This window comes from Thioclava sp. SK-1 (assembly GCF_001705665.1).
Lineage (GTDB): Bacteria > Pseudomonadota > Alphaproteobacteria > Rhodobacterales > Rhodobacteraceae > Thioclava.
The window spans coordinates 1-26,830 of the sequence record NZ_MDHA01000031.1; the positions used below are offsets into that span (position 1 = coordinate 1).

Sequence of the window (26,830 nt, forward strand, 5' to 3'; positions counted from 1 at the left end):
GGCCAGCGTCGCTGTCCGTTGGTCCTTATCTCCACCCCGTAATCCCGGAGAAACTCCAACGTAGTCACCATCGCGAAACCCCTGCACCGATCTCCATCGGACATGGCATCGCAGGTCAGACAAGCGGGCAAAAGGTGAGGGCCAGCGAACGCTTACGACCAACCGGGCCTTATCCTCTGTCAGTTGAACATTGTGTTTGGCAGTAACAATGCGATTTGCGGAAAGGCAATGATCAGCACCAGACCGACAATCATGGCCAGCAAAAATGGCGTGACACCACGAAAGACCGTCAACATCGGCACATCTTCGGCCACACCTTTTACAACAAACACATTCAGCCCAACCGGCGGAGTAATCATTCCCATTTCAATGACGATCACCGCCACGACACCGAACCAGATCGGATCAAACCCCAATTGCAAGATCACCGGAAACACAATTGGGATTGTCACAACCAACATTGATAATCCGTCAAGGAACATCCCCAGCACCACATAAGCCAAGATGATCAGCACCAATGTGCCATAAGCACCTAAACCCATCCCGACCAAAGCATTTCCCAGCGTCTCTGGAATATGTGTCACCGCCAAAAATGGGTTAAGCACGTTGGCACCGATCACAACCATATACAGCATCGCAGAGGTCTTGAGTGTTTCCAGCACGGCCACCTTGAACTGTTTCCAACCGATGGCACGCATCACAAAGGCCAACACCGTCACCAGGCCCGCACCGATCGCGGAGGCCTCTACGGGGGTGAAGATCCCCGCATAGATCCCACCGATGGACACGCCAATGATACCCAACAGCGGTGCTGATTTTCCCAATAGCGTCAGCTTATCCGACCAGCCCACACGCGCGCCGCGCGGCCCCGCTTTGGGATCAATCGTTGCAATCAGGGCAATTGTGCCCATGAACAACGCCATCAATAACATGCCGGGCAAGATACCAGCCATAAACAGGCGTCCAATGGATTCCTCGGTCAAGATCGCATACAGAACAAATCCGGTCGACGGTGGGATCAAAAAGCCCAGCGTCCCCCCGGCAGCAATCGACCCCGTGGCCAGTGCATCGCCATAGCCCAGGCGTTTCATCTGCGGCAGCGCCACCTTTCCGATGGTCACAGCCGTCGCAACCGACGATCCTGATACAGCAGAAAACACCGCGCAACCCAACACAGAGGCCGAGGCCAAGCCGCCCCGAAACCGCCCCACCCATGCAAAGGCCGCATCATATAGTGCGCGCGAAAACCCCGCCACGGAACTGATATTGCCCAACAGGATGAACATCGGCACAACGATCAAGTTATAGTTTGACACCGCCGAATAGGTCTCGGTCAGCATCACCGCACTGGCCGCACGAGAGCCCTCCAAGAACAGATACCCGAAATAGCCGACGATCAGCATCGCAAAGGCCACCGGCGTGCGCAAAACCATCAGCGCGAAAAGGCAGCCGATACCGATCATTCCAACGGAAACTTCACTCATGTTCGGACCTTTTGCGCAATAAGAACGCCAAGCTGGACAAGCAAAATCACGACGCAAAGCGCCATGCCCACCGCGATAAACGCGTAAAAGGGCCACAGAGGCAGGCCCAGCATATTTGTCGTGTCACCGAATTCCAGCGCATCAAGCGATTTGTAAATCGCCCGGTCGACCAGCACATACAGCACATAGCAGGACAAGACGCGCGACAGCACATCCCCTACAAAACGGCCCCAAACCCCAATGGCATGGTCCAAAACGTCGACCGCCACATGGCCAGAACCCGCCGTGCAATAGGGCAGTGCCAGCATGACCACACCAACAGATGTTAGCTGGATCACCTCATTTACACCAAGGATCGGCGTGCCCAGCACATAGCGCGCCAGAACACCCACAAAAACAAGGATCAACACCAACACCAAGAACCCGCCAGAGATGGCAGCCAGCGCCAGATTGGCCCGGTTGAACCACGTCAACCAGGCCGAAGATAGGGTTTGGGACCGCGTGCTCATTTGGATTGTAGCGCCGCTACGATTTTAGCCGCGTCGCCGCCGGTATCTTTGACGACGGTGTCCACCACATCTGCCGAAAGTGCGTCAAAGGCAGCCGCTTCGTCGTCGGTCAGCTGAATAACCGTTTTACCTTCGGTCGCCTTAAACCCCGCAATGCCTTTGGCCGCGACATCAAGCTGCATCGCATGGCCATTGACCGCAGCCTGTGCGCCAGCCGCATCCACCGCGGCCTTATCTGCATCTGATAGATCGCCATAAGTGTCGCGGTTCATCAAAATGAAGAACGGCGAGATCGTCGTATTCATGCCGATGGTCACATAGTTGGCAACCTCACCCAATTTGAATGCATTGATCCCGGTGCCGTCGATCATCGCACCATCAATCACACCTGTCTGCATCGCGTTGTAAATCTCCGACACCGGCATCGACACAGCCGACCCTCCCCAAGCCTCAACCAACAGGCCGGTGTTGCGCGACGGCACGCGGATCTTCAAACCCGCCAGATCACCGGGCGAATGCACCGGCTTATCCGCGGTGAACAAGATGTTTTCGGCCGAAGACCAAAGCGCCACAAGATGCGCACGGCGATATTCCGACGCCAGTAAATCCAGATTGGCGTTCAAGACCGCGTTGCCCGATTGTTCATCTAACACGCCCGGCAGCTCTGCCAGAAGGGTCAGCGGGAATTGCGAAGCGGTGTAGCCGGGTAAGGACACCGCTAGCTCGGTCACGCCATCGACAACCCGGCTGTATTGTTCAACCGGGCCGGCGCCCAACTCACCGCCATTATACAGTTTGACGGTCAAATCACCATCGGTGCCTTCGGCAATTTGATCTGCCAGCGGCTGGAATGTCGAACCGACATAAGGATGGCCAGCCGGCATAAAGCTGGCAAATTTGATCTGCTCGGCCGATGCGGCTGTGGCCAGTGTGGCGCCCAAAGCAAGTGCTGCTATTGAAAGTTTTGCGAACATGTCGTCCTCCCATGACGATACGACGGTCCTCTGCCGTCATTCGGAAGGAAATCTGCCATCAGGGCTCAGCTTGGGCCAATCAGTTCGCCGGCAGGTTCGATAAATTCATGCTATAGCTTGAATTTTCTTGTGCCGATTTTCGGATTAAGTTCAGCAGCTGTGATTGCGCCGGCGTGGGCGTCCAATCTCGGCGCAGCGTCAATCCAATCGCACGGCTGGAATTTGGCACTTCAAAAGGCACAACATGCACCAACCCACGGGCAATTTCTGCCTTAGCTTGTAGCCATGAGATACAGGCAAGATGATCAGTTTGGTCCAGCACCTCACGCATAAGAATGACGGATCCGGTTTCAATGATGGAATGTGGCGGATGCAGGCCGCGCGTTGTAAACATGGCGTCGAACTGGCTGCGCGTTGGCGTGCCATCCCGCGGCACAAGCCAATGCTGATCCGCCAGATCCGCCACGCGTAAATCCGTACGGTGACGCCACGGATGAGACCCACCGCAAAGCAAAACAAGCGTGTCATCAAAGACCCATTCTTGCACCACATCCTCAATTGGCACAGGGTCGCGCAATGCCCCGATCAAAAAATCCAGATCACCGCGCCGCAACTGCCCCAACAGTTCGTCATAGGTGCCTTCAACAATCCTAACCGGAAGGTTTGGTCGTGATTTTCTAAAGGAAACAAGGGCATGCGGCAAAGGATGCGACCGGCCAAGCGGCATCGCCCCAATGACGATCTGCCCCACTTCGCGCCCCGCCAAATCACCCAATTCCGCCCGCGCCTGCGACATTTCTGCAAAGCTTAACCGGGCGGCGCGTGCCAAATTATTGCAGCTGCGCGTAGGCAATATCCCCGTACTGGAGCGTTGAAAAAGCGCGCGCCCGGCTTCTCGTTCTAGCTGAGTCACTGCCCGGTGAACTGTGGGCTGGGCCACCCCCAATCGCCGCGCAGCAAGTGAGAAGTTCTGCGCCTCGACGCTGGCGATCAGTGCCATAAGCTGCGGGCGGGTCGCCGTTAAAACCAACCGCGGCGCGACATCTTCCAAAGCGGCGTCCAACACCGCCAGGGCCCGCTCTGCCCGCGCGCGCAGAGCCTCTCCGGCCTGTGTTGGAAAAAATCCCTGCGGACGGCGAAAAAACAGCGCCATGCCCGCCTCAGCCTCTAATTTTCCAAGCGCCTGCGTAACGGCGGGCTGTGACACAAGGCAACTTTCAGCAGCCCGCGTCGCTGAGCCCCCGTCGCATACTGCGCGAAACACGCGTAGGTGACGCAGGTTATCTCCAATCATTTATAGCCTCCGGCGGCATCATCTTCCTTTTTATCCTTACCGAATAACGCCCGCATATAAATACACTATAGCACATAATTATGCCATCTGCGGGGTTTCTAAATTGCCTCCCCCCGTCAAAACCCGCTTAGGTCTGCGCAATAAATTCACGACCACGGGGAGGATCCAATGGGCGACAAGAAAACGGCACTGGTGATCAGCGCACATGCTGCGGATTTCGTCTGGCGCTGCGGCGGCGCAATCGCGCTACATGCTGAAAAAGGCTATGATGTCACCGTGGCCTGCCTGTCCTTTGGCGAACGCGGCGAAAGTGCGCGCCTGTGGAAAGAGGGTAAGACATTGCATGAGGTGAAGGCCATTCGCCGCACCGAAGCCGAAAATGCCGCCGCCGCCCTGGGTGTGGCCCATCTGGAGTGTTTTGATCTGGGCGATTACCCGCTGCATATGGAGAAAGACGATAAGTATAAGCTTGTCGACCTGATCCGCAAAGTGCAACCCAGCTTCATGCTAAGCCACAGCCAATATGACCCTTACAACACTGATCATATGTATATGTCGCAGATCGCGCTGGAATGCCGGATGATCGCGCAAGCCTGGGGCCATAACCCGGGCGAAAAAGTGCTGGGCGCACCGCAGCTGTATCTGTTTGAACCGCACCAGACCGAGCAGATGGGCTGGAAGCCCGATCATTTCCTCGACATTACATCGGTCTGGGACAAAAAACGCAACGCGATGGAATGCAATGAAGGGCAAATCCATCTGTGGGAGTATTACACCCGGGTCGCGCAGCAACGCGCCAACCATTTCAAGCGTAATTCTGGCGGGCAATCTGGCGGCCGTGACTGTCAATATGCCGAAGGATTTCAATCGATTTTCCCGCGAACCGTCGACGAATTATAACATCGATATTTTGCCTACACGGGCGCGCGATGTCGGCGCAAAGCCGACGCCGCAATCGCCACCGATCCAACATCTGGATCATCGGAGGAAAACACATATGAGCCACGCCCCAACCAACCACAGCTTTGACATTGCGCATCTTGGCCATGTCGAAATTTTGACGAATAAATTTGATCAAAGCTTGCAGTTTTTCACGCAGGTCTATGGGCTGAAACTGTCGGCATTGGACAATAACAGCGCCTATCTGCGGGCCTGGGACGATTACGAATTTTGCACGCTAAAGCTGACAAAATCTGACACGACAGGTGTCGCGCATATTGGCTACCGCGCACAGTCGCCCGAGGCCCTGGCGCGCCGCGTGGCCGCAATCGAAGGATCGGATTTCAAGGTGATCGGTTGGACCGACGGGGATCTAAGCCACGGCCGATCCTTTCAATTCGAAGACCCGTTCGGGCATGTGTTTGAGATCTATTACGATACCAACTGGTATGAGACACAAGACGGTACCGAGAAAGCCGCCCTGAAAAACACCGCTTCATCTTTCACGGGTGCCGCGCCGCGCAGAATTGATCATTTGAACCTTCTGGCCGCCGATGTGCGCGAATTCCGTCGGTTCATGGAAACCTGCCTTGGCGCGCGCGTGACGGAATATATCGAACTTGATAACGGGCGGATTGGCGGCTGCTGGTTCACCATCAATAATAAAACCTACGACCTGGCCTGCACCGAAGAACATAGCAATGCGACGGCGCGGCTGCACCATGTGACCTACGCGACCGATCAGCGCGAAGATATTTTACGCGCCGCCGACATCTTCTTGCAAAACGGTGTTCATATTGAAACTGGGCCACATAAGCACGCAATTCAGGGCACGTTTTTCCTGTATGTCTGGGAACCCGCAGGGAATCGGATTGAGCTGGCAAACGCCGGTGCACGTTTGATTTTGGCCCCCGATTGGCAACCGGTGAAATGGACGCAAGCGGACCGGATGAAGGGTCAAGCGTGGGGATTAAAAACGATTGAGAGCTTCCATACGCATGGAACGCCACCCACCGAAATTCCACAAAATCCTGAAATATGAGAGAAGGAGTTTGGCATGGCTGTCGTCGTCCAAAATATCCAACGCGCTGCGCCCGAAGTGATTGATGCGCTTGGCGCGGCGGGCACAGCAACGGTACACGAGGCACAGGGCCGCACAGGCTGCCTGCGAAGCTATATGCGGCCGATTTACTCTGGTGCTAAAATCGCGGGCTCGGCTGTCACGATCTCGGCCGCTCCCGGTGACAATTGGATGGTGCATGTCGCGATTGAGCAGCTGCAACCGGGCGATATCTTGGTGCTGTCACCGACCTCGCCTTGCGACAACGGGTATTTCGGTGACCTTTTGGCGACATCGGCACAGGCACGCGGGTGCCGGGGTTTGATCATCGAAGCGGGTGTGCGCGATATTGCCGATCTCAAACAAATGGGTTTCCCTGTTTGGTCAAAAGCTATCTCGGCACAAGGAACGGTGAAAGAGACGCTGGGCTCAGTCAATATTCCCATCGTCTGTGCTGGACAGATCATTGACGCAGGAGATGTAATTTGCGCCGATGATGACGGGGTTGTCGTTGTTAAATGCGGCGACGCGACAGACGTTTTGGCCAAGGCCCGTGCGCGTCTGGATGCTGAGGAAGCAAAACGCAAGCGCCTTGAAACTGGCGACCTGGGTCTGGATATCTATGAGATGCGCCCCCGGTTGGAAGCAAAAGGCCTTAAATACATCTGATCGAAACGGTAGGGCTTGGCCCGGAGGGGCTCTGCCCCGACCGCGCCTTCAGGGGCTCGATGCCCCTGAAGGCGCGGTCCCCCCGGGATATTTTCAGCAAGATGAAAGGGAGGGTCTGACATTGAGTGGCATGGGATTGAATTGCCTTTGGTTACGCGCAGGCACATCGAAAGGCGCCTATTTCGTGGCGCGCGATCTACCTACGGACCCTGCCATGCGTGACAAGATATTGTTGCAGATCATGGGATCACCCGATCCACATCAGATTGACGGAATTGGTGGCGCGGACCCGCTATGTTCCAAAGTGGCGATTTTGGCACCGTCATCACGCCCGGATGCCGATATCGATTATCTGTTTTTGCAAATCTTTGTTGACCAGCCTATCATTTCTGATGCGCAAGGCTGTGGGAATATTCTGGCAGGCGTCGGCCCTGCTGCAATTGAAATGGGTTTGATACACGCTCAGGCGCGCGAGACCACCATCCGCATTCATATGTTGAACACGGGCGACATTGCCCGTGCGACGGTTCAGACTCCGGATGGCGCCGTCACCTATCGTGGGGACACATGCATTGATGGAGTGCCCGGCAGTGCCGCACCGATCAGGCTATTATTTGACGATATTGCCGGATCAATGTGCGGAGCATTATTGCCTACGGGGCGGGTGCGGGATGTAATCCAAGGAGTCACGGTCACGGCAATTGACAATGGTATGCCTGTTGTTTTGTTAGATGCGGCCGAATTTGGCTTAGACGGTGCGGAAACCCGTATGATGCTTGAAGAAAATTCCGGCTTAAAGACACGACTGGAAGCAATTCGCTTGGAGATTGGGCCGATGATGGGGCTTGGCGATGTGTCAAATGCCTCTGTGCCCAAGATGACTTTACTGTCCGCGCCGCGTCACGGCGGGGTCATTTCCACACAAAGTTTTATCCCCCACCGCGCCCATGCCTCTATCGGGGTTTTTGCCGCGATCAGCGTTGCCACAGGTTGCTGCCTGGAAGGTGCCGTTGGCTATGATCTGGCACAGCATCCTGCAGGCACTCACTTTGCCATTGAACATCCCTCTGGCGCGGCGGAAGTTGTTATAGAGCGCGATCCCTCGGGACAAGTCACCGGTGCGGGCACCGTCCGCACCGCACGAAAATTATTTCAAGGCCAAGCGTTCGCGCGCGACTGATCATCAGCCTGCGCCGCCTGCCATTTTTATCGCCTGTGGTAGACGGCGTAGGGCCAGCATCGCAATCACGCCGATTACCGGGCCAGGTACAAGGATTAAGAAGCCCCACTGCCAGCCAACGGCCTGCGCCATAAGCGGCACGGCCCAGATCGCGACCACGGTCAGGGCGAATCCGATCCCCATTTGTAAGGTGACAGCCGTGCCAACGAAATGGCTGTCGGCCAACTCGGTCACGGCGGCGGAAAACTGTGCGGAATCTCCGATCACGGTAATGCCCCAGATCACCGCAACCACGCCAAGCGCCCATGCCGGCCCATCGAATAAGAACCCGATCGTCAGCGCGCATGTGCCTGACACCAGCATCATCCCCGCTGTTGTCCAGCAGCGCCCAATTCGGTCTGACAGCACGCCGCCCAAAATACAGCCAATAACGCCAGAGCCTACAACGACGAAACTAAGCATCGAGGCAGATCCAAACGGCAAACCCATTTGTGCCTGCGCCGCTGTCGCAAAGGCCAAGATCCACGCCCACATTGCGTATAACTCCCACATATGTCCAAAATACCCCAGATTGGCGAGCCAAAGCGCCTTATCCGTGAACACATGCAAAGATTGTCTTGGGTTGAATGTCGCGCGGCCGAAACCATAGGGACCTTCATGGACGCAGAAGCCAAAGATGCCCGCGGCAATCAGCGTCAACGCAGATGTGCCGATCACCACCGCCTGCCATGCAATCCCATCTGTCAGCGCCCGCAGCAAATGCGGCATTGATGACCCTAAAGTCAGTGCGGCAATCAAAAAGCCCAATGCCAGCCCGCGGCCGTGTGAAAACCACGTTGCCATCAGTTTCAGCGCTGGCGGATAGACCCCGGCCAGCGCGACGCCGGTTACAAACCGCGCCGTGATGGCGCCTGCTGCGCTGGGTTCTAGCAGCAGCATGGCATTTGCCAGTGCCGCCACAAGCGCAGCGCCTGTCATCAGCCGCTGCATCGGCATGATATCGGGCAGGCTGACCAGGCTGGCAGCGATAGCTCCGGTCACAAACCCGGCCTGCACGGCATTGGTCAACCATGTGGCCTGCGCCGTTGTCAGCCGCCAATCGATGATCAGCTCTGGGACAATGGCGGTGGCGGAAAACCATGTGGTCATCACCCCCACGACCCCGATACACATCAGCGTCAGCATGCGCCATCGCCCCGGCGCGTAGGAATGTGAATGTGATGACATGATCCGCCCCTGTCCCAAGAAGCCGTGAATGATGCCGCTATCGGACCGCGATGTATAGTGGGGCATGAGCCGCACCTCGATATAAAAAGACGCGCGCCGTAACAGGCGCGCGTCTAATTGTTTCAACCTGTCGAAAGATTACAGATTGTCAGGCAAAGCATAGGCGATCACATAATCCCCACGGTCAGGCGATTGACGTGCCCCACCGGCAGAGATCACGACATATTGCTTACCGGTCTCTGGCGAGACATAGGAAATCGGCGTGCCTTGAGAGCCAACCGGCATCCGGGCTTTCCAGACTTCTTTGCCGGTCGCGCTGTCAAACGCCCGCAGATAATAGTCCTGCGTCGCGGCAAAGAACACCAGCCCACCTTGGGTGGTCAACGAACCGCCGATGGTAGGCATGCCAACGGGCAAAGGCAGCCCCATTTTCATACCAAACAGAACGGTGTCTTGCACGGTGCCCAGCGGCACTTCCCAGTTCACCTTCTGCGTTTCCATGTTGATCGAGGTCAACGAACCGAAAGGAGGTTCCTGGCATGGGATGCCCAACGGCGACAAGAATCTGTTCTTGATGACCGAATAGGGGGTGCCCTTCAACGGCACAGCACCCATCAGCGTGTTCACGGCTTCAGAGCCATTCGACTCTTTTGCATCACGCTCTTGCGGTTCCATATGCACCCACAGACCCAAACGCATGTCATTGACATACAGTGTTTTTGCCGTTGGATCATAGGACATCCCGCCCCAGTTCATACCGCCCAAAGAACCAGGGAAGGACAAGGAATAATCGGTGCCCGGCGCGGTATACAGGCCGTCATAGCGATAGCCTTTAAAGATCACACGGCACATCAGCTGGTCAAACGGGGTGGCGCCCCACATGTCGGCCTCGGTCAAAGTCTGCGCACCGATCTGCGGCATGCCGGTCGAAAGCGGCTGCTCCAATGCGTAGGGCTCATCCGGGATACCGCCGCCTTTGACCTTTTTCGTGGTCACTTCGGTCAACGGCTGGCCAGTGGCACGATCCAAAACATAGATCTGCCCGGCTTTGGTCCCAACTGTCAGCGCCGGCGTGCCATTAAAATCAATCAACGTCGGCTGCATCGGCACATCAAAATCCCACAGGTCATGATGCACGGTCTGATAGACCCATTTTTCATTGCCCGTGGTCGCGTCCAGCGCAAGGATGGAGGCGCCATATTTTTCATCATCGGCGGTGCGCTCGACGCCCCACAGATCGATCGCGGCATTGCCAACCGGCAAGAACACGGTATTGGATGCGGCGTCATAGGTCATAGGCGCCCAGACGTTCGGTGTTGAACGCACATAGGTTTTACCATCGGTGGGCGCATCACGATCATCGGGGTTGCCCGGATCGAACGCCCAACGCATTTCACCTGTCACGACATCAAAGCCACGCATAACGCCGCCGGGCATATCCAGCGCCACGTTATCGGCCACACGGCCACCCACAACGATTGTCGTTCCTGCCAGAAGCGGCGCCGAGGTCAAGGAATACAGCGGTTTTTCTGCATCGCCCAAACCATCTTTCAGATCCACAAGACCGCCATTTCCGAAATCCTGGCACAGCTCACCCGTCTGCGCGTCCAGCTCGACCAGAACGGCATCAATGGTGTTCATGATGATACGGCGCTGGCACGCGGCACCCGGATCCACCGCAACTTGTGTCACAGGCGTTGAGTTTGGCGCTGTGGGCTGTGGCACCGGAGCGGCCGCATCGAAATAGGCCAAGCCGCGGCAACGCACCCAGGTGCGGTTCTCGGTTGGGAATTCATGGCGCCAGTTCTCTTCACCGCTATCGGCATTCACCGAAATGACAGTGTTCGACGCGGTGCACAAATAGACAGAATCACCGATTTGCAGCGGCGTATTCTGATCTTCCAAACCGCCACCACCGGGGCTGTCGGGGATTTCTCCGGTGCGGAAGGTCCATGCAACGTCCAATTCTTGCACGTTGTCACGGTTGATTTGATCAAGCGCGGCAAAACGATCTTCGTTGCCATCCGACCCATAGTTGGACCAGTTCACCTGCTGGGTTTCCGGCGTCACCGGCGTCTGGCCTGTAGCCGCAACCGAATTGTGAATGCCGTGCGGCTGGAACATGCCCCAAACCATGCCCACAATCGCGATCAATGCGACAGCGGCGACACCAAGGTTTGCACGTACCATGCATGGGCGTCCCGCGCGACGCAGCACCAAAGGCTGCATGAGCATCAGCACGAAGAAGGCGCATAGGAACGTAAAGATCCGCGCATGCAGCGGCCAAAAGTCCAGGCCCGCTTCCCAGAACGCCCAAACCACGGTCGCAGCAAATGCCACCGTGTAAATCGCAGCGGCTTTGGTGCCACCGCGCACAAGCTCAATGCCCGTGGCCAGCACAGCCAGCCCCATCAGCAGATAATACCAGCTGCCGCCACGCGCGATCAGCATCACGCCGCCCACCGCAAGGCCAAGCCCCGCAAGCGCGAACAGCACGCCCAACACGACCAACAGCGCCTTGGCCGCCGGTGCGATGGAAGGTTTCGTTTCTGTCATGTCACTCTTCCTTGAGAGAAAAACCGGACCCCAAATGCCAGTTTGGCGATCGTCGGCACGGCCAGATACCGCTATAAAATATAACTGATCCGACCAAAGCTGCGACGATTTGCTGACTTGCCCTGGGGCCAAATTTCAAAAATCTTCAACTGTTTGTTCTGTTGCCCAATCAGACCGATCTAATCCAGTCGCCTTTTTCGATGAAAATCGTCGAAAAATTCGATTAATTTGGCGCATCCGTTGATGACTGGCGCTGCGCCAGCAGGCATTCCGCGAAATACCGCACAGGGCTACTGGCGTGATCGATGTCGCCAAACATAATATCCAAGGATACGCAGCGCAGCCTATCGGTTTCAGTATTCAGTTGTTTCAACGTGCCTTTTTCAAGATCATCGGCAATCAACACTCGCGGCAACCAGCCATAGCACGGCCCCTCGCGCACGGCTGCAATCGCACTTTCAACCGTTGACACAAACCAAACACGACCGCGCGATAGCGGCACCTCACCGATTGCCGGACCTTGCTCGCGCACAATCACCCGCAAATGGCGCACAAGCTCTGATTGCCGCAATGGATCGGCGCGCTCAACCAAAGGATGATCGGCGCGGGCCACAGGCACCATATCCACATCGCAGATTCGCCGCCCCTCCATCCTACGCGGATCAGGCAGGCAAATCGCCAGATCATAGCTGCCCGGTTCTGGCGGCCCCGATCGCTCTGTTTCATGAATATCGACCTGCGCATTAGGATAGGTGGCAATCAACCGATCCAGAGCAGACAATAGCCAACTGCGCGGAAACATACTGTCGACATAGATCCGCAACTGCGGCGCCGCCACACGTGACAGCTCGGCAGCACGGGTTTCCACGCTGATCAAATCACCGATCAACGGGACAACCTCGCTTAGCAATCCGCGCCCGGTATCGGTCAACACGGCACGTCGCCCCTGCATTTCCATGATCGTCACGCCCAAACTGTCTTGCAAACGCGAAATCGCATAGCTGACCGAAGACTGACTGCGCGACAGCATATGTGCAGCATCTGCGAAACTGCCGCTATCGACAACGCATTTTAAAACAGCCCATTGCTCTAACGTTGTTCTTGGAATGCGGTCCATCTTGCGACACCCTAACGTGGCTCTGCCTAAGGGTATATATAACCCATCCACCTACCCGGTCCACCGCTGGCCCACGCGGGCAGGCTATTCCACACAATCGTGCAGTTGCAGCAATCACCCCTTGACTTTTGATCCGATACAGCGCATCTGGCCCCTGTAGTCGTCGGCACCTTGCCAGTGTCAGAGCATGCCTCTGATATCTGAGAGACAAGCCCACATGACAGTGATCCTGTCTCGCGAAGGGGTTTTGCGATTACGATCTGGCGGGCATTCGGCCCGGTAGATCAGTCGCAACCCGACGTTTTCTCCGCCCCCGTTCGGGCGCGGACCATATGGGTCAGCCATAGATGCTTGGCCCGAAAGGATCATTCCGAATGACTTTTGAATCACTGGGGCTTCGCCCCCAATTGCTCACGCGTTTGGCTGAGCAAGAAATCACCGCACCCAGCCCCATTCAGGCAAAAGCCATCCCAGAGGCCCTGCAAGGCCGTGATGTGATGGGTCTGGCACAGACCGGTACCGGCAAAACGCTGGCCTTTGGCCTGCCGATTGCAAATGCGCTTTTGGCCGCCCAAGAACGATGCGAGCCAAAACAGGCGCAGGCGCTGATCCTGGCACCAACACGCGAACTCGCCCGTCAAATCTACGACAACCTGACAGCCTTGCTGAAAGGCGCGCATCTGCGCACAGGTTTGGTCGTTGGCGGCGCGTCCATCAATGGTCAAACACAGCGTCTGGCACGCGGCACGCATATTCTGGTAGCGACACCGGGCCGTTTGATTGATCTGGTGCAAAACAAAGCGCTGAAACTGGACGCCACACGCTATTTCGTCTTGGACGAGGCCGATCAGATGCTGGATCTGGGCTTTATCCATGCGCTGCGCCGTATCGCGAAACTGCTGCCAGAAAAGCGCCAGACGCTGCTGTTCTCGGCTACGATGCCGAAACTTATGTCCGAAATTGCGGGATCCTTCCTGCAAGACCCGGTCCGGATCGAAGTCTCTCCTCCCGGCAAAACCGCTGACCGTGTTGAACAATCTGTGATTTTCGCAGAACCTGCCGCGCGCCCGCATGCTTTGACAGAAATGCTGGACAAGCACCGTGATGAATTGGCACTGGTCTTTACCCGCACCAAACATGGCGCAGACAAATTGACCAAAAAGTTGGAACAGGTCGGCTTTTCGGTTGGCGCGATTCACGGCAATAAAAGCCAGGGCCAGCGCAACCGCGCCCTAGACAGTTTCCGCAGCGGCGAACTGCGCATTCTGGTTGCCACGGATGTGGCAGCACGCGGCATCGACATTCCCGATGTGCGTCACGTCTATAACTATGATCTGCCTAATGTGGCCGATAACTATGTGCACCGGATTGGCCGGACGGCACGCGCCGGGAAATCGGGTCGTGCCGTCAGCTTCTGCGGTCGCGATGAAATGGGCGATTTGCGCGGCATCGAAAAGTTGATCGGCCAAAAAATTCGCGTTGAAGGCGGTCAACCTCCGGCGGATGGCTATGTGCCCGTGAAACCGAAATCGGGTGGTCAGCGTCGTGGCGGTGCAGCTAACTCCGGCGCCCGCTTTGGCGGCGGTGGCAAACCCGGTGGCGGCAAGCCGGGCGGCCAGAAGTTTGGTGGCGGCGGCAAGCCCGGTGGCAATGGTGGTAATGGCGGCAACCGCCGCAAAGCCCCGCGCCGCGCGGCCTAAACGCGCGCAGGCTTCGGCAAGGGGCGTTCCTCTTACCGGGGTTTGTCCCACAGTAACATCAAAGGCCCGCCTGTCACGACAGGCGGGCCTTTGACAATTAAAACATACGATTTTTGATTAGGTGTCCGATGCATCCGCGGTATTTGTATCCGGCGCGCGGTCGGGCCAAAAACGCACGCCGGCTTCGGCCAAGCCGCCGCCCATGCCAAACACCGTGCCATCAGCGCGCCAACACGCCGCGCCCGTCATTGTGCCATCTGAGTGAAATTCAATCGCATTAAGCCCGCCACCGATATGAGGCACTGCTTTGACCTCATGACCCATATCGACCAACGCATCTGTCAAGGGGCCATAGCCGGGCTCCAGCTCCAGCTCTTGTCCTTGGGTCCATAGCCTTGGGGCCTCAATCGCGCGCTGCAGCGGCATTTTATGATCAATGTAATTGACCAATGTCTGAAAAACGGACGGGAAAATCCGCAAACCCCCCGGTTGCCCCAAGGCCAGAACCGGATGGCCATCGCGCGCCACTATCATCGGCGCCATGGATGTTGGAACACGCTTCCCAGCCGCAACAGACAGTGCCCGACCGGGATGCGGATCGAAATTGCTCATGTAATTGTTTGGGATGATCCCGGTGCCCGGCACCATGAACCGCGCCCCAAACAGCGCGTTGATGGTAAATGTGGCCGTGACGATCAGCCCATCAGCATCTGCGATGGTGATATGCGTGGTATCCGCACTCTCTTTCGCCGCACTAAAGGGATGCGCGGCCAGCCCGTCTTGCACCATATGCGCCACACATTGCGCCGCATAGTCTTTGCTGGTCAGCCGCCCGACAGGGATATCAACGAAATTGGGATCACCGCTGTGGCGATTGCGGTCGACAAAGGCCTGACGGATCACGCGCGCCAGCAGATCCGCGCGCTTCGCGCTGTCAAATCCCATCGTAGACAGGTCGAACGGCTCCACCATATTCAGCATCTGGGTCACATGCACACCAGAAGAGGCGGGCGGCGGCGGGCCGTAAATATCAAAGCCACGATATGTTCCGTGGATTGGCTGTAATATCTGCGGCGTATATTGGGCCAAATCGTCTTTGCTTAGCCGGGCGGCGGACACTGGCCCCTGCGCCAAGGCGGTGATTACCTCATCGCCCAAGGTGCCATGGGTCAGGGCTTCGGGGCCTTCGGCGGCGATACGTTCCAACGTGGTGGCATAATCGGCCTGCACCAACCGCGCCCCGACCTGGATTGGTGCGTCATCGGGCAAAAAGAGCTTACTGATTTCGGGGTCGCGCCGCAGATCGTTCTGGGCCTCTTGCACCGCGCCCGCCAAATAGGGCGTGACAGCAAAGCCACGTCGCGCATAGCGGATGGCAGGCTGAACAAGATCGGCGAAGGGCAAGACACCATGGCGCACATGCATCAGGGACCAGGCCTGCAAACTGCCCGGGACGGCCACCGCAGAACGGCCCAAATCATTCTGCCGATCCCGGGCTTGCATATATTGCGCCGGCGCGTCCGAGATCGGCTGATACATTTGATCGTGGCTGCCGCCCCCGGCACTGGACAGCCCATCGATTACCTCATGACGGCCATCGGGCAGCCGCAGATGCGCCAGACCACCACCGAAAATCCCCACCATCATCGGTTCAACAACCGTCAAGGCCAATAAGGTCGCGACGGCCGCATCCACTGCATTGCCCCCCGCCGCCAGCATTTCGGCCCCCGCAGCCGCACCCAGCGGATGATTGGCCGTCACCATGCCGCAGGACGATTGGGCCGGTGTCTTCGTGGTGGTCAAATGAATGGCGGGCATTGGCATGGATTCCTTGTGACAGGCACCGGACGCAGCAAACCCGCATCCGATGCCCGACTAGGTGTTTCAAACACTTCGCTATGCGGCAAATAGAAAAAGATGCATCTGCCGATGAATTTCTTCTATCTGCCCGCCTCGGCGCGCCTAGCTAAACGCCGCCAATAGCACGAATGTGCCGGCGATCGCCACGCCAGAGATCATCAACCAAATCACCAGATATCCCATGATGTCACGCGCGGACAGGCCCGCCACACCCAACAAAGGCAAGGCCCAGAACGGCTGAATCTGATTGGTCCAACCGTCGCCCCAGGCAAAGGCCATGATCGTGCGCGCAGGATCTGCCCCCAGTGCATGCGCCGCCTGCATCATGATCGGCCCTTGGATCGCCCATTGCCCACCGCCCGAAGGGATAAAGAAATTCACGATCCCGGCAGACAGGAAGGTCAACAGCGGGAATGTATCGGGCGTTGCAATCGCAATGATCCCTTCGGAGAAATGCGTCACAAGCCCCGATGCCGTCATCATCCCTGCAATCCCGGCATAAAGCGGAAACTGCACGATGATGCCACGCGCGGCGCTGACCGCTTTTTCTGCCGCTGCCAAATATTTGGCCGGATTGGAATGCAGCAACAGGCCCAGCGTCAGGAAGATCAAAATCACGGTGTTCAGCGTTACAGCAAAGCTGCCCTCAACCATCTGTCCTACCAGATAGGCCAGCGACAGCAGCCCCAGGAAAAGCGTGGGAATGCGGCTGTGTTCAATCTTATCTGATGGTGTCATGCGAACCCGATCAAGAGGCGCTACGGGCGCATCCTCGTCATCGGCGCGCAGTTGATGGATCTGTGCGGGTTGTTTTTGCATCATGAAAAACCCAACCAGCAGCGCCAGCAGCGCCAGCGTCAGGCTGATATTCCACCACGAATACAATGTTTCACTGACAGGTACGATGCCAATGGAGTCCTCCATGAAATTGCCCGGTGTCGCAATCACCAGCGGGATAGAGGAGGACGGGCCGCGCACCAGTTCACCACCATAGGCCGCCGCAACCAGCAGCGGGAAATGTACCGCAACCCGGCGCCCCATCTCTCGCGCAAGAATGGCGCCGGCGACCATACCAAAGCCCCAATTCAGATAATAGCACACAAAGCTGGTCACGATGGTCAACACAATCGCCTGTCGCGGGCCATGGGCCATACGGGTCAACCCCGACAGCATTGCCTGCACAGGTGGCGTCATCGCCAGTACATATCCGGTCAGCAAAACAAGCGTCATCTGCATCCCGAATTTGAACAGGTTTGCAAAGCCATCGCCCCAATAGCCTGCCATTTGCATCGGCCCTTGCCCGCCGATCACAATCCCCAGCACGAAGACTATCGCGGTCAAGATCAGCGCTAGCACAAAGGCACTTGGTAAATATCTCTGGACAATTCGCACCGAAAAATTGGTAATCGCTTCCATTATGCTCCCCTCCGATAGCCAAAACGTAACCTCGCTTACCATTCACCTGCGTAACAGTAAATATAGCGCAGCACCTCCTCTGCCCTGGTGTGAAATCCTATCTCCGGGCGACATCACTTTACTGTCCAAAGGACAGATTGTCGGGTAGGATCGTGTGCAGCCGCGCTGATATGCCCGCCTCCGGGATAGCAAAAGGACTGACCATGACCACCGATACCAGCATCGCTGCCTTGATTGACCACACATTGCTGCGCCCGGACGCAACACCAGACCAGATTGCCGCTTTGTGTGATCAGGCCCGTGCGCATGGTTTCAAATCCGTCTGTGTCACGGCGATCCATGTGCCCTATTGCGCCGCCGCATTGCGTGGAACCCAGGTTCTGACCTGCACAGTTGTCGGATTTCCTCTTGGGGCATCCCCCACCTGCGTCAAAGTGCTGGAAACCGAATGGGCCATCGCCCATGGCGCGCGCGAAATTGATATGGTCCTTTCGGTTGGGGATCTTATTGCTGGCAACCATGACACCGTGCGCGATGACATCGCCGCCGTCAAAAAAGCCTGCGGCGATCACTGCCTGAAAGTGATCTTTGAAACCTGCCTGCTGACACCGGCGCAGATTGAAACCGCGTGCCGGCTGTCGGTTGAAGCCGGGGCTGATTTCGTGAAAACCTCCACCGGATTTTCCTCGGGCGGCGCAACCATTGATGCCGTGGCGCTAATGGCGCGCACCGTAGGACCGGATATCGGGGTCAAAGCTTCCGGCGGGATCGCCACCCGTTCAGATGCTTTGGCAATGATCGCCGCAGGCGCTACCCGCATCGGTGCGTCCAAAAGCATCGCGATCACCACAATCTAGCGACAGATGCCACCCGCCGCGGGTGGCCCCGCAGGGCCACCGTGCAGTGCCGAGCGGCGGGCAAGCCCCGCCCGAGGCACTGCACAGCCTTGTGCCCGTGTCCCAGGGCACGCCATTGCGTTAAGACCCTTCAAAACGCCACTTTATCTGCACCTTTCAGCCCTAATATTTCGCGTGCCTCATCTGGTGTGGCCACCTCTGCGCCCAGATCCTCAACAATGCGGCGGATCTTTGCCACCTGCTGCGCATTGCTTTGTGCCAATTGCCCGCGGCGGATGAACAAACTGTCCTCCAGCCCGACCCGCACATGGCCCGACATCTGCTGCGCGGTGGATGCTAATCCCATCTGCGCATTGCCAGCCCCAAGAACGGACCACCGATATTGTGTTCCAAACAGCTTATCCGCTGTCCGCTTCATGAACACCAGATTGTCCACATCCGCGCCAATCCCCCCCAAGATACCAAAGATGAACTGAATAAAAATCGGCGCTTTGAACAGGCCAATATCCATGCAGAATTTCAAATTATACAAATGCCCGACATCATAGCATTCATGTTCAAATTTGATGTCATGCGGAGCCAATTGCCGCGCCGCATTTTCGATATCTGCGAATGTATTGCGAAAGATATAGCTGTCAGAATTTTTGACGTATTCCTCCTCCCAGTCGAATTTCCACTCTGTGTAGCGTTTCGCTAGTGGATGAAATGAAAAATTCATCGATCCCATATTCATCGAACACATTTCGGGGCTAAAGGTCAGGGCAGGTCCGATCCGCTCTTCAATCGTGTTCAGCAAAGATCCCCCGGTCGAGATATTGATCACCGCATCCGTTGCCGCCTTGATCTTCGGCAAGAACGGGCGGAAGTTTTCCGGCGCGATATTCACCTTACCTGTCTCAGGATCACGCGTATGCAGATGCAAGATTGCCGCCCCCGCTTGCGCTGCCTCAATCGCCTGTTGCGCGATATCATCAGGCCGGTATGGCAGTGCGTCTGACATTGTGGGCGTATGGATTGCGCCAGTGATTGCACAGGAAATAATCGTTTTTTGCTTTGCCATGATGGTCTCCTTAACGATCCAGCCCGCGCACCCGGCGCGACAGCGGGAACAGGTCCACCCCGGTTTTTTCAGACACCAGCCCCCACAGCCCACGCGGCGCGCGCACCATAATGGCAATGGCCAAAACCCCCAGGATAATCAGATAAATCGTGCCCAGATCGGCCAGCGTTTCGCGCAGCGCGAAAAAGATCAGCGTGCCAAGGATTGGCCCCTCCAATGTGCCGATACCGCCGATCACCACGATAAAGATCACAAAGGCCGTCCAATCATTCGCGCTAAAGGCAGCCTCGGGCGAGATCCGGATTTTTTGTAAAAAGATCAGCGATCCGGTCAGCGTGGTCAGGCCTCCGACCACGACATAGGTCAGGAATTTGGTCCGCCAGATATCGATGCCCAGAGATTTTGACGCTAACTCATTGTCGCGAATGGCCGTCAGCGCCAGCCCGTGACGGGAGCGCAGCAACCAAAACACCGCCGCAATCACTCCAACGGCGAGCGTCAATGCCAGCCAAAATGTCAGCGCCTCCCGCGCGGCGCGGCCATCGGCCAGCGCTTTGACGATCTGCGGAGACAGCGATGTGCCAGAGCCACCGCCAAGCGCGCCGATCTGTGCGGCCACCAGCCGAAAGACCTCCGCCACCACCCATGTGCCAATTGCGAAATAGGCACCACGCAAACGAAAGATCAAAGCCGCCACCGGCATGGCCACCACCGCCCCAATCACCCCTGACAGCGCGATAGCGGCCAAGGGCGGCACCCCCCACAACATCGTCAGCGCAAACAGCATATAGCCGCCAAAGCCCACGAAGGCCTGCTGTCCGACCGAAACCAACCCGGCGTAGCCCGCCAAAAGGTTCCACAAAACCGCCAGCGACAGATATAGGAACATCTCGCCCATCAGCCGCAGATCTGCCCGTCCCGCCCACCAGGGCGCGGCGACCAAACCCAGCACAATGACCACACATAGAACCATCGTTATGGTAGAGGCCCGGCTGGCGCGGCTCACGCTCAATCCGGCTGGGCGCATTGGTCGCAAGGCTGCGTGTTTGGTCATGTCGCTCATGCTTCGATCCTCGGGAAAAAGCCTTTGGGACGGACAGCCAGAATGGCCAAGAACACCACATGCCCGGCCAACACCTGCCAGCCCGGATCAATCTTTGACCCAACGGCCTGTGCCACGCCCAAAAGGATACCGCCCGCCAACGTACCCCATAGATTGCCAAGCCCGCCGATGATCACCGCTTCGAAGCCAAAGATCAGGCGCGTGCCCCCGACCGAAGGATCAAACGCTGTGCGCATCCCCAAAAAGATGCCCGCCACCGCCGTCACCGCCAAGGCCAGTGCCATCGCCAACCCAAACACATGTGCCCGGTTCAGCCCCATCAACTGCGCAATATCCTGATTGTCCGACGTGGCCCGGAACGCGCGGCCAAGCGCGGTGCGGTAAAACATCCATTGCAGCGCCCAGATAAGTGCAACCGCCACCGCAAAGGTCAAAACCGGAAGCCAACCCAGATTAAATGGCCCCACTGCAACGCTGGCCGTGTCTAACACCTTGGTCGACAGTTTTTGCGGATCCGCAGAGTAGCCCAATAAAAGTGTGTTTTGCAAAATCACCGACAGGCCAAATGTCACCAGAAGCGGCGGCAAGATGTCCTCGCCCATCACCCGGTTCAATACCACCCGCTGTAACGCATAGCCGATGCCCGCCATAGCCGGCACCACCAATAACAACGACACCAAAGGCGTCACACCCAGCGTCGCGCAGGTCGTCAGCCCCAGATATGCGGCCCCGACCATCAGATCGCCATGGGCGATATTGACCAGCCGCATCACACCAAAAATCAACGACAATCCGGCGGCGAACAGCGCATATAACCCGCCCAGCAAGATGCCCTGTATCAGAACATTGATCCAATCCATCCGCTACACTCCGAAATAAGCGCGGGAAATATCTTCGCGCGAAATGTCGTTTGAACCGCCTTCCAGCGACACGCGCCCTTCTTGCAGGCAATAGGCGCGGGTCGAGACAGACAGCGCCTTAGTGATATCTTGCTCAACAATCATCGCCGCCATGCCTTCGCCCACGATCCCGGGCAGCGCGTCATAGATCTGGCGGATCACAACCGGCGCCAGCCCCAATGAAATTTCGTCAAACATGATCAGCTCTGGGTTGGCCATTAAGGCGCGACCAATGGCGACCATTTGCTGCTGCCCCCCTGACAGCGACGTCGAGGGCTGTCGCCGCCGCTCATGCAAGATCGGGAACAACTGATAGACGCGCGCCAAAGACCACGGCCCCCTTCGCCCGGTCTGGCCACCAATCCGCAGATTTTCCTCGACCGAGAGCGAGGGGAACAATTGCCGCCCCTCTGGCACCAAGGCGATGCCCAGCCCCGCGACCTGATCAGCGCGCAAATGGCCGATATCCCGCCCCTTCCAGCGGATCGCGGTCGCGTCATTGCGCATCAACCCGGAAATAGAGCGCATCAATGTCGATTTTCCCGCCCCATTGGCACCGATGATTGCAACCACCTCGGACGGGGCGATGGACAGGTTTAGGTCATATAGCGCCTGAAAATCCCCATAATGGGCGTTTAATGCGGTGATAGTCAGGAAATCATACATCGGCATCCATCCCCAGATAGATCTCGCGTACTTCGGGGCTGTTCATGATCTTATGCGGCTCGCCGGCGGCGATCAGCTTTCCGAAATCAATCACGATCAGGCGGTCAACCACGGCCAAAAGTGCATGAACCACATGTTCAATCCATACGATGGAAACCCCGGTTTTGCGGATCGCCTGAATGGTTTCGATCAGCGCATGGCATTCGTTGTCGGTCAGCCCGCCTGCAATTTCATCCAACAACAGCAGCTTGGGCTTTGCACACATGGCCCGCGCCAGCTCTAGCCGTTTGCGGTTCAATAGCGTCAGCCCGCCGGCCCGCGCATTCGCCCGCGACAGCAGCCCGGTTTGCGCCAGGACATCCAGACATAAGGACTGCGCGGCATGTCCCGACAGGCCCGCCCCTTGGGTCGCAGCCACCAATGTATTTTCATAAACGGTCATGTGGCCAAAGGGCTGCGGCACCTGAAAACTGCGCGCGATTCCGGCCCGGCACCGCCGCGCTGCCGACCATTTGGTGATGTCGTGCCCACCAAAGCGTATCACCCCGGCATCTGCTGCCAGCGTGCCAGTCACCAGATTGAACATTGATGTCTTGCCCGCGCCATTGGGGCCCAGAACGCCAAGGGCCTCGCCTTGTTTCAGCCGCCACGTTTGGCCATCGGCCACGGTCACCGCGCCGAAAGCCTTGCTTACTCCGTCAAGTTCCAAAACTGTCGCCATCGTTATTCCCCCTGTGGCGCGGATCTGGCGTGCACGTCATGCGCGCGCCAAATGGGCATCACGCCAATTCGGCCAGCTTAGCCGTCGTTGGGATCACCGGCGCGGCGCCATTGGCCACGATTTCCAGCGCGATCCCATCCCCGTCTTTTTGCCACTGCCCCGCAACCAGCGGCGTTTTGGTGACGTTCTTCACCGGGCCTGCGGAGAAATTCACCGGCCCCACAATCGTGTTCATATCCGTGGACCGGATCGCCGCCAGGTTCGCCTCGTAATCCTGCGGATCCTCAGACCGGGCAACAACATCGGCCACCACCTCAAACAGCGCATGTTTGAACCCTATCGGTTGGGTCCAGGGCCGGCCCGTGGCCTGCGTATAGCCATGCGCCAAATCCGCCGCGCTTGCCGCCGTCAGTGATGACGCAAAGGGGTGATGCGGGCTCCACCACACTTCAGAAGACAGGCCGATGCCACGTTCTCCCAATGCTTCGATCACAGAGGGAAACAGCAGCGCCTTGCCAATTGTCACGATCTTGGGCTGAAACCCTTGTTGTGCCGCCTGTGACCAGAAGGTGCCAAAATCAGGTGGGATCATATTGCCCGTGACAATCTGACACCCGGCTTCTTTGAACGCATTGATCTGATTGCTGAAATCATCCGACATTGGCTGATAACGACCCGGGTCGATCAGATCATATCCAGCCGCAGCAAGCGGCTTGGGCAAGCCCATTTCCGCATCCCCCCAGGCATTGCCATCGGCGTCATTGGGGAACAATCCGCCAACAGTTTTGGCAACCCCGGTTTGCCCCCACATATCCAAGAAGGCGGCGATCACATCCTCTAGCCCCCAGAAGAAATGATAGGTGTAATCAAAGCCCTGATCCGGCGTCGCGCCACGGCCAAAATAATACGGCTGCCATGGGCAGTCAGTCGTGATGCAGGGCACCTCATTCAGCTCGGCTTGATCGGCGACAGGGTTGACCGTGTCCGGCGTCGACGCCGCGACGATCAGGTCCACCTCGTCGGATAAGATCAGTTCACTTGCGACTTCGGCAGCACGGTTGGGATTGGATTGACTGTCCTTCGAGATCACTTCGATCTGCCACCGCTTCCCGTTGTTTTCAATCCCTGCCGAAAACTTGGCGTTGACCGCCTCAAGGATATAGTCATCGGCCTCGGCAAAACCTGCCAGCGGTCCGGTGCGCGGACTGACATGACCGACGCGCAGCACCGGATTGGCGGCATAGGCACGGGTCGTGCGCAAAATCGCAGGGGCCGCAAGCGCGGCTGTGACTGTGGTCAAGAAACATCTGCGTGTTGGTGTCATCTTATCCTCCCAAATTCGATGAGCTACGGGCTGGTGGCGCCTTCGTTCGGCCTTAGGCTTTGGGTAAAATCCCTTCCAGCCGGGTTAGGTGCGTGGCGACGCGGTCGCGAGTGGCCTGTGCAGTGTCTTCGGTCCAATCGCGAAACCCTTGGCCCGTTTTCATGCCCAAACGCCCCTGCGCCACCAGATTTTCAAGATAGGGCGACGGGCCAGGCCGCGCCTCCAGATCCGCCAGAACCGTGTTGTGAATATCCAAGGTCAGATCCGTTCCGACCAAATCAGCATTCTCTAACGGTCCCAGAACCGCCAGCCGACGGCCAAAGCTTTGTTTGACCACCGTGTCCACGCCCTCAGCGTCGCAAATCCCGTTCTCCACAAGGCTCACTGCCTCGCGCCACAGGGCATGTTGCAGCCGATTGCCAATAAAGCCCGGCACATCCCGCGCAACCTTCACCGGGGATTTTCCCGCCAGCTCCAGAACCTTGGCGACAGCATCTGCCACATCCGGGTCGGTCCATTGGGTTGAGATCACCTCGACCAGCGGGATCATATGCGCAGGGTTCCACCAATGCGTTCCCAGCGCCCGCGACTTATGTGACAGCGCCGCCATGATCTGCGTGATGGGCATCACCGATGTATTGCTGGCCAATATCGCATCTTTGGGTGCGTGGGCCTCAATTTCCGCGAAAATCTGCCGTTTAAGATCCAGCTTTTCTGGCGCAGCTTCAAACACCAGATCGGCATTGGAAACAGCACTGGCCACATTGACTGCCGTTGAAATACGGCCCAGCGTTTCATCAACGACATCGCTACAACCCATGGCCTGCAGGCTGGCACGCACCCGCTGTGCCAAACTGTCCAGCGCGGCCGGCACCGGGTCGGTGACGATCACCGCAAAGCCTGCCCGCGCCATCGTCAAGGCGATGCCATGCCCCATCAGCCCGGCTCCAATGACAGATATGGTGTGAATGCTCATCTGCTTATCCCGCCGTATAACCACCGTCGGCATACAGAATATGCCCGGTGTAGAAATCCGATGCCTTGGACGACAAGAACAACAATGGCCCGGCCAGATCCTCTGGCTCGCCCAGACGGCCCTTGGGCACCCGGGTCAAAAAGCCATCGCGCACCGACTTGGCCTGCTGTGTATCTTCAAACATCCACGCGGTGAGAGGTGATCGGAATACCGTTGGCGCGATTGCATTCACTGTGATACCCACCGGACCCAATTCACATCCCAGCGCCTTGGTGATGCCATCCACCGCGGCCTTTGACGCGCAATAGGCGGTGTAGCCTGCCGGATGGCCCAGCAATCCCCGCGCCGAGGACACAAGGACGATCTTTCCGCCCTGGCCCTGTGCCTTCATCTGTACCGTGGCGGCGCGCGCCAACAGCCAGCTTTGCGTGACATTGGCATCCATCACCTGCCCAAAGGCGCCCGGGTCCATTTCATCAATCTTGGCGACTTTATTCATGCCAGAGGCCACAACCAGAATATCCAGCCGCCCATAGGCCGCGACGGCCGCATCCACCAGCGTCTTGCAGGCCGTCTCATCCGCCGGGCGGCTGTTGACCTCGGTCACATCGGCACCGCCATCACGACAGTCCTGCGCGATTTCTGCCAATGCATCGGCATTGCCCGCCGCCAGCACCAGACGGCATCCCGCCCCGGCCAAAACCCGCGCCGCGACCATACCAAAGGCCCCCGATGCACCCGTAATCAGCGCCACTTTTCCAGCAACATCAAACATTTCTAGCGGTTGCATCACGCTCATGCGCTTGGCTCCTTTGGAGGGTAGGGAATGACAACCAACATGGTGCAGCCATGATTGCTGCGGTTGGTGATCGTACGAATTTCATTGGGCGCAATCGTGCAGCTGTCATAGCGGCCCAGCACGACGGTTTCCGTCTGTGTTTCGACGGTCATTTCCCCGTCCAGCACGACATAGACTTTTTCAAACGGGGTCGCGTCTGGCCCGGCACCACCGCCGGGTAGAAATTGTGAAAACCCAACCCATTGGTTGTTGGGTCCACCGGGTTCAAACCCTTGAAGCCGCAAACCCGAGCAGCCGTAATGGTTGGGCGCCTCATAGGGCTGCGCCTGTTGAAAACGTTTGGTAAGCATCGTCCCCTCCCCTGGAGTCCGCCAATGTTGCAAAACGGGCCGCCGCATGTGCCACGTAATACGGCGGCCCCAAGCCAACCGGCACGGGCAGAGTTGCACCAACACCCGCCCCGGTCGGAAGAATGTCAGG

The 26,830-nt window shown here is 57.5% G+C and carries 24 protein-coding genes; 6 read left to right on the forward strand and 18 right to left on the reverse strand.

What is annotated here, in order from left to right:
* Positions 1 to 179: 179 nt before the first annotated feature.
* The 4 genes from BFP70_RS05765 to BFP70_RS05780 all read right to left on the reverse strand — a co-directional run bounded on the left by BFP70_RS05765 (position 180) and on the right by BFP70_RS05780 (position 4,261).
* Complete coding sequence (locus tag BFP70_RS05765) at positions 180 to 1,484, reverse strand: TRAP transporter large permease (RefSeq protein ID WP_066010421.1); 1,305 nt, start codon at positions 1,482 to 1,484, stop codon at positions 180 to 182.
* The gene (locus BFP70_RS05770) at positions 1,481 to 1,993 is read right to left on the reverse strand and encodes a TRAP transporter small permease (RefSeq protein WP_066010422.1); all 513 of its coding nucleotides are present in this window, start codon (positions 1,991 to 1,993) and stop codon (positions 1,481 to 1,483) included. The genes BFP70_RS05765 and BFP70_RS05770 overlap by 4 nt, the downstream gene beginning before the upstream one ends.
* The gene (locus BFP70_RS05775) at positions 1,990 to 2,967 is read right to left on the reverse strand and encodes a TRAP transporter substrate-binding protein (RefSeq protein WP_066010423.1); all 978 of its coding nucleotides are present in this window, start codon (positions 2,965 to 2,967) and stop codon (positions 1,990 to 1,992) included. The genes BFP70_RS05770 and BFP70_RS05775 overlap by 4 nt, the downstream gene beginning before the upstream one ends.
* Before the next feature lie 79 nt (positions 2,968 to 3,046).
* Positions 3,047 to 4,261 (reverse strand): LysR family transcriptional regulator, encoded by a 1,215-nt coding sequence (locus BFP70_RS05780; RefSeq protein ID WP_066010424.1) that lies wholly within the window; start codon positions 4,259 to 4,261, stop codon positions 3,047 to 3,049.
* 168 nt (positions 4,262 to 4,429) lie between these two features.
* On the opposite strand from BFP70_RS05780, the gene BFP70_RS05785 reads away from it, so the two are divergent.
* From BFP70_RS05785 to BFP70_RS05800, 4 genes are all read left to right on the forward strand, one after another.
* Entirely contained in the window at positions 4,430 to 5,161 is a 732-nt protein-coding gene (locus BFP70_RS05785) for a PIG-L deacetylase family protein (RefSeq protein ID WP_066010425.1), read from the forward strand.
* Positions 5,162 to 5,258: 97 nt separating this feature from the next.
* Positions 5,259 to 6,242, forward strand: a complete 984-nt coding sequence (locus BFP70_RS05790) for a VOC family protein (RefSeq protein ID WP_066010426.1) — start codon at positions 5,259 to 5,261, stop codon at positions 6,240 to 6,242.
* 15 nt (positions 6,243 to 6,257) lie between these two features.
* Positions 6,258 to 6,929: a 4-carboxy-4-hydroxy-2-oxoadipate aldolase/oxaloacetate decarboxylase gene (locus BFP70_RS05795; protein ID WP_066010427.1), complete on the forward strand. Its 672-nt coding sequence runs from the start codon at positions 6,258 to 6,260 to the stop codon at positions 6,927 to 6,929.
* Positions 6,930 to 7,059: 130 nt separating this feature from the next.
* Entirely contained in the window at positions 7,060 to 8,109 is a 1,050-nt protein-coding gene (locus BFP70_RS05800; RefSeq protein ID WP_066010428.1) for a 4-oxalomesaconate tautomerase, read from the forward strand.
* 3 nt (positions 8,110 to 8,112) lie between these two features.
* Here the strand turns inward: BFP70_RS05800 and BFP70_RS05805 are convergent, their stop codons facing one another.
* The 3 genes from BFP70_RS05805 to BFP70_RS05815 form a co-directional block, all read right to left on the reverse strand.
* On the reverse strand, positions 8,113 to 9,402 hold the full coding sequence (locus tag BFP70_RS05805) for an MFS transporter (RefSeq protein ID WP_255356616.1): 1,290 nt from the start codon (positions 9,400 to 9,402) through the stop codon (positions 8,113 to 8,115).
* Between the two features lie 72 nt (positions 9,403 to 9,474).
* A complete protein-coding gene (locus BFP70_RS05810; RefSeq protein ID WP_066010430.1) occupies positions 9,475 to 11,892 on the reverse strand; it encodes a membrane-bound PQQ-dependent dehydrogenase, glucose/quinate/shikimate family in 2,418 nt (805 codons plus the stop codon).
* Positions 11,893 to 12,115: 223 nt separating this feature from the next.
* Complete coding sequence (locus BFP70_RS05815) at positions 12,116 to 13,009, reverse strand: LysR family transcriptional regulator (protein WP_066010431.1); 894 nt, start codon at positions 13,007 to 13,009, stop codon at positions 12,116 to 12,118.
* 374 nt (positions 13,010 to 13,383) lie between these two features.
* Here BFP70_RS05815 and BFP70_RS05820 point away from each other — a divergent pair, with 374 nt between their 5' ends.
* A complete protein-coding gene (locus tag BFP70_RS05820; RefSeq protein WP_066010432.1) occupies positions 13,384 to 14,709 on the forward strand; it encodes a DEAD/DEAH box helicase in 1,326 nt (441 codons plus the stop codon).
* Between the two features lie 117 nt (positions 14,710 to 14,826).
* Here the strand turns inward: BFP70_RS05820 and ggt are convergent, their stop codons facing one another.
* Both ggt and BFP70_RS05830 read right to left on the reverse strand, forming a co-directional pair.
* Positions 14,827 to 16,527, reverse strand: coding sequence for a gamma-glutamyltransferase (gene ggt, locus BFP70_RS05825; protein WP_255356617.1), 1,701 nt, complete (start codon positions 16,525 to 16,527; stop codon positions 14,827 to 14,829).
* Between the two features lie 144 nt (positions 16,528 to 16,671).
* Positions 16,672 to 17,985 carry a short-chain fatty acid transporter gene (locus tag BFP70_RS05830; protein ID WP_066010434.1) on the reverse strand — a complete coding sequence of 438 codons (1,314 nt, stop codon included), beginning with the start codon at positions 17,983 to 17,985 and terminating at the stop codon, positions 16,672 to 16,674.
* Positions 17,986 to 18,188: 203 nt separating this feature from the next.
* Between BFP70_RS05830 and deoC the strand changes: the two genes are divergently transcribed.
* Entirely contained in the window at positions 18,189 to 18,842 is a 654-nt protein-coding gene (gene deoC / locus BFP70_RS05835; protein WP_066010435.1) for a deoxyribose-phosphate aldolase, read from the forward strand.
* A 130-nt stretch (positions 18,843 to 18,972) separates the two neighbouring features.
* Here deoC and BFP70_RS05840 read toward each other — a convergent pair whose 3' ends face one another.
* Genes BFP70_RS05840 through BFP70_RS05880 form a run of 9 tightly spaced genes read right to left on the reverse strand, consistent with a single transcriptional unit; the run spans position 18,973 to position 26,700 of the window.
* The gene (locus BFP70_RS05840) at positions 18,973 to 19,902 is read right to left on the reverse strand and encodes a 3-keto-5-aminohexanoate cleavage protein (RefSeq protein ID WP_066010436.1); all 930 of its coding nucleotides are present in this window, start codon (positions 19,900 to 19,902) and stop codon (positions 18,973 to 18,975) included.
* Positions 19,903 to 19,912: 10 nt separating this feature from the next.
* Positions 19,913 to 20,965, reverse strand: coding sequence for a branched-chain amino acid ABC transporter permease (locus tag BFP70_RS05845; protein WP_255356618.1), 1,053 nt, complete (start codon positions 20,963 to 20,965; stop codon positions 19,913 to 19,915).
* On the reverse strand, positions 20,962 to 21,825 hold the full coding sequence (locus BFP70_RS05850; RefSeq protein ID WP_066010437.1) for a branched-chain amino acid ABC transporter permease: 864 nt from the start codon (positions 21,823 to 21,825) through the stop codon (positions 20,962 to 20,964). Before BFP70_RS05850 ends, BFP70_RS05845 begins: the two co-directional genes overlap by 4 nt.
* 3 nt (positions 21,826 to 21,828) lie before the next feature.
* Entirely contained in the window at positions 21,829 to 22,530 is a 702-nt protein-coding gene (locus BFP70_RS05855; RefSeq protein WP_066010438.1) for an ABC transporter ATP-binding protein, read from the reverse strand.
* Positions 22,523 to 23,251 carry an ABC transporter ATP-binding protein gene (locus BFP70_RS05860; protein WP_066010439.1) on the reverse strand — a complete coding sequence of 243 codons (729 nt, stop codon included), beginning with the start codon at positions 23,249 to 23,251 and terminating at the stop codon, positions 22,523 to 22,525. Before BFP70_RS05860 ends, BFP70_RS05855 begins: the two co-directional genes overlap by 8 nt.
* Before the next feature lie 58 nt (positions 23,252 to 23,309).
* Complete coding sequence (locus BFP70_RS05865; protein ID WP_066010440.1) at positions 23,310 to 24,575, reverse strand: ABC transporter substrate-binding protein; 1,266 nt, start codon at positions 24,573 to 24,575, stop codon at positions 23,310 to 23,312.
* Between the two features lie 52 nt (positions 24,576 to 24,627).
* Complete coding sequence (locus tag BFP70_RS05870; protein WP_066010441.1) at positions 24,628 to 25,551, reverse strand: 3-hydroxyacyl-CoA dehydrogenase family protein; 924 nt, start codon at positions 25,549 to 25,551, stop codon at positions 24,628 to 24,630.
* A gap of 4 nt (positions 25,552 to 25,555) precedes the next feature.
* Entirely contained in the window at positions 25,556 to 26,350 is a 795-nt protein-coding gene (locus BFP70_RS05875; RefSeq protein WP_066010442.1) for an SDR family NAD(P)-dependent oxidoreductase, read from the reverse strand.
* Complete coding sequence (locus BFP70_RS05880; protein WP_066010443.1) at positions 26,347 to 26,700, reverse strand: cupin domain-containing protein; 354 nt, start codon at positions 26,698 to 26,700, stop codon at positions 26,347 to 26,349. The genes BFP70_RS05875 and BFP70_RS05880 overlap by 4 nt, the downstream gene beginning before the upstream one ends.
* Between the last annotated feature and the right edge of the window lie 130 nt (positions 26,701 to 26,830).

Bases quoted from the DNA above. Each gene is read 5' to 3' on its own strand.
- BFP70_RS05770 (WP_066010422.1), bottom strand. From the start codon at position 1,993: ATGAGCACGCGGTCCCAAACCCTATCTTCGGCCTGGTTGACGTGGTTC.
- BFP70_RS05790 (WP_066010426.1), top strand. From the start codon at position 5,259: ATGAGCCACGCCCCAACCAACCACAGCTTTGACATTGCGCATCTTGGC.
- BFP70_RS05860 (WP_066010439.1), bottom strand. From the start codon at position 23,251: ATGGCGACAGTTTTGGAACTTGACGGAGTAAGCAAGGCTTTCGGCGCG.
- BFP70_RS05820 (WP_066010432.1), top strand. From the start codon at position 13,384: ATGACTTTTGAATCACTGGGGCTTCGCCCCCAATTGCTCACGCGTTTG.
- BFP70_RS05785 (WP_066010425.1), top strand. From the start codon at position 4,430: ATGGGCGACAAGAAAACGGCACTGGTGATCAGCGCACATGCTGCGGAT.
- ggt (WP_255356617.1), bottom strand. From the start codon at position 16,527: ATGCCCGCCATTCATTTGACCACCACGAAGACACCGGCCCAATCGTCC.
- BFP70_RS05865 (WP_066010440.1), bottom strand. From the start codon at position 24,575: ATGACACCAACACGCAGATGTTTCTTGACCACAGTCACAGCCGCGCTT.
- BFP70_RS05850 (WP_066010437.1), bottom strand. From the start codon at position 21,825: ATGGATTGGATCAATGTTCTGATACAGGGCATCTTGCTGGGCGGGTTA.
- BFP70_RS05765 (WP_066010421.1), bottom strand. From the start codon at position 1,484: ATGAGTGAAGTTTCCGTTGGAATGATCGGTATCGGCTGCCTTTTCGCG.
- BFP70_RS05795 (WP_066010427.1), top strand. From the start codon at position 6,258: ATGGCTGTCGTCGTCCAAAATATCCAACGCGCTGCGCCCGAAGTGATT.
- BFP70_RS05780 (WP_066010424.1), bottom strand. From the start codon at position 4,261: ATGATTGGAGATAACCTGCGTCACCTACGCGTGTTTCGCGCAGTATGC.
- BFP70_RS05815 (WP_066010431.1), bottom strand. From the start codon at position 13,009: ATGGACCGCATTCCAAGAACAACGTTAGAGCAATGGGCTGTTTTAAAA.
- BFP70_RS05870 (WP_066010441.1), bottom strand. From the start codon at position 25,551: ATGAGCATTCACACCATATCTGTCATTGGAGCCGGGCTGATGGGGCAT.
- BFP70_RS05810 (WP_066010430.1), bottom strand. From the start codon at position 11,892: ATGACAGAAACGAAACCTTCCATCGCACCGGCGGCCAAGGCGCTGTTG.
- BFP70_RS05805 (WP_255356616.1), bottom strand. From the start codon at position 9,402: ATGCCCCACTATACATCGCGGTCCGATAGCGGCATCATTCACGGCTTC.
- BFP70_RS05840 (WP_066010436.1), bottom strand. From the start codon at position 19,902: ATGGCAAAGCAAAAAACGATTATTTCCTGTGCAATCACTGGCGCAATC.
- deoC (WP_066010435.1), top strand. From the start codon at position 18,189: ATGACCACCGATACCAGCATCGCTGCCTTGATTGACCACACATTGCTG.
- BFP70_RS05855 (WP_066010438.1), bottom strand. From the start codon at position 22,530: ATGTATGATTTCCTGACTATCACCGCATTAAACGCCCATTATGGGGAT.
- BFP70_RS05875 (WP_066010442.1), bottom strand. From the start codon at position 26,350: ATGAGCGTGATGCAACCGCTAGAAATGTTTGATGTTGCTGGAAAAGTG.
- BFP70_RS05775 (WP_066010423.1), bottom strand. From the start codon at position 2,967: ATGTTCGCAAAACTTTCAATAGCAGCACTTGCTTTGGGCGCCACACTG.
- BFP70_RS05800 (WP_066010428.1), top strand. From the start codon at position 7,060: ATGGGATTGAATTGCCTTTGGTTACGCGCAGGCACATCGAAAGGCGCC.
- BFP70_RS05880 (WP_066010443.1), bottom strand. From the start codon at position 26,700: ATGCTTACCAAACGTTTTCAACAGGCGCAGCCCTATGAGGCGCCCAAC.
- BFP70_RS05830 (WP_066010434.1), bottom strand. From the start codon at position 17,985: ATGGAAGCGATTACCAATTTTTCGGTGCGAATTGTCCAGAGATATTTA.
- BFP70_RS05845 (WP_255356618.1), bottom strand. From the start codon at position 20,965: ATGAGCGACATGACCAAACACGCAGCCTTGCGACCAATGCGCCCAGCC.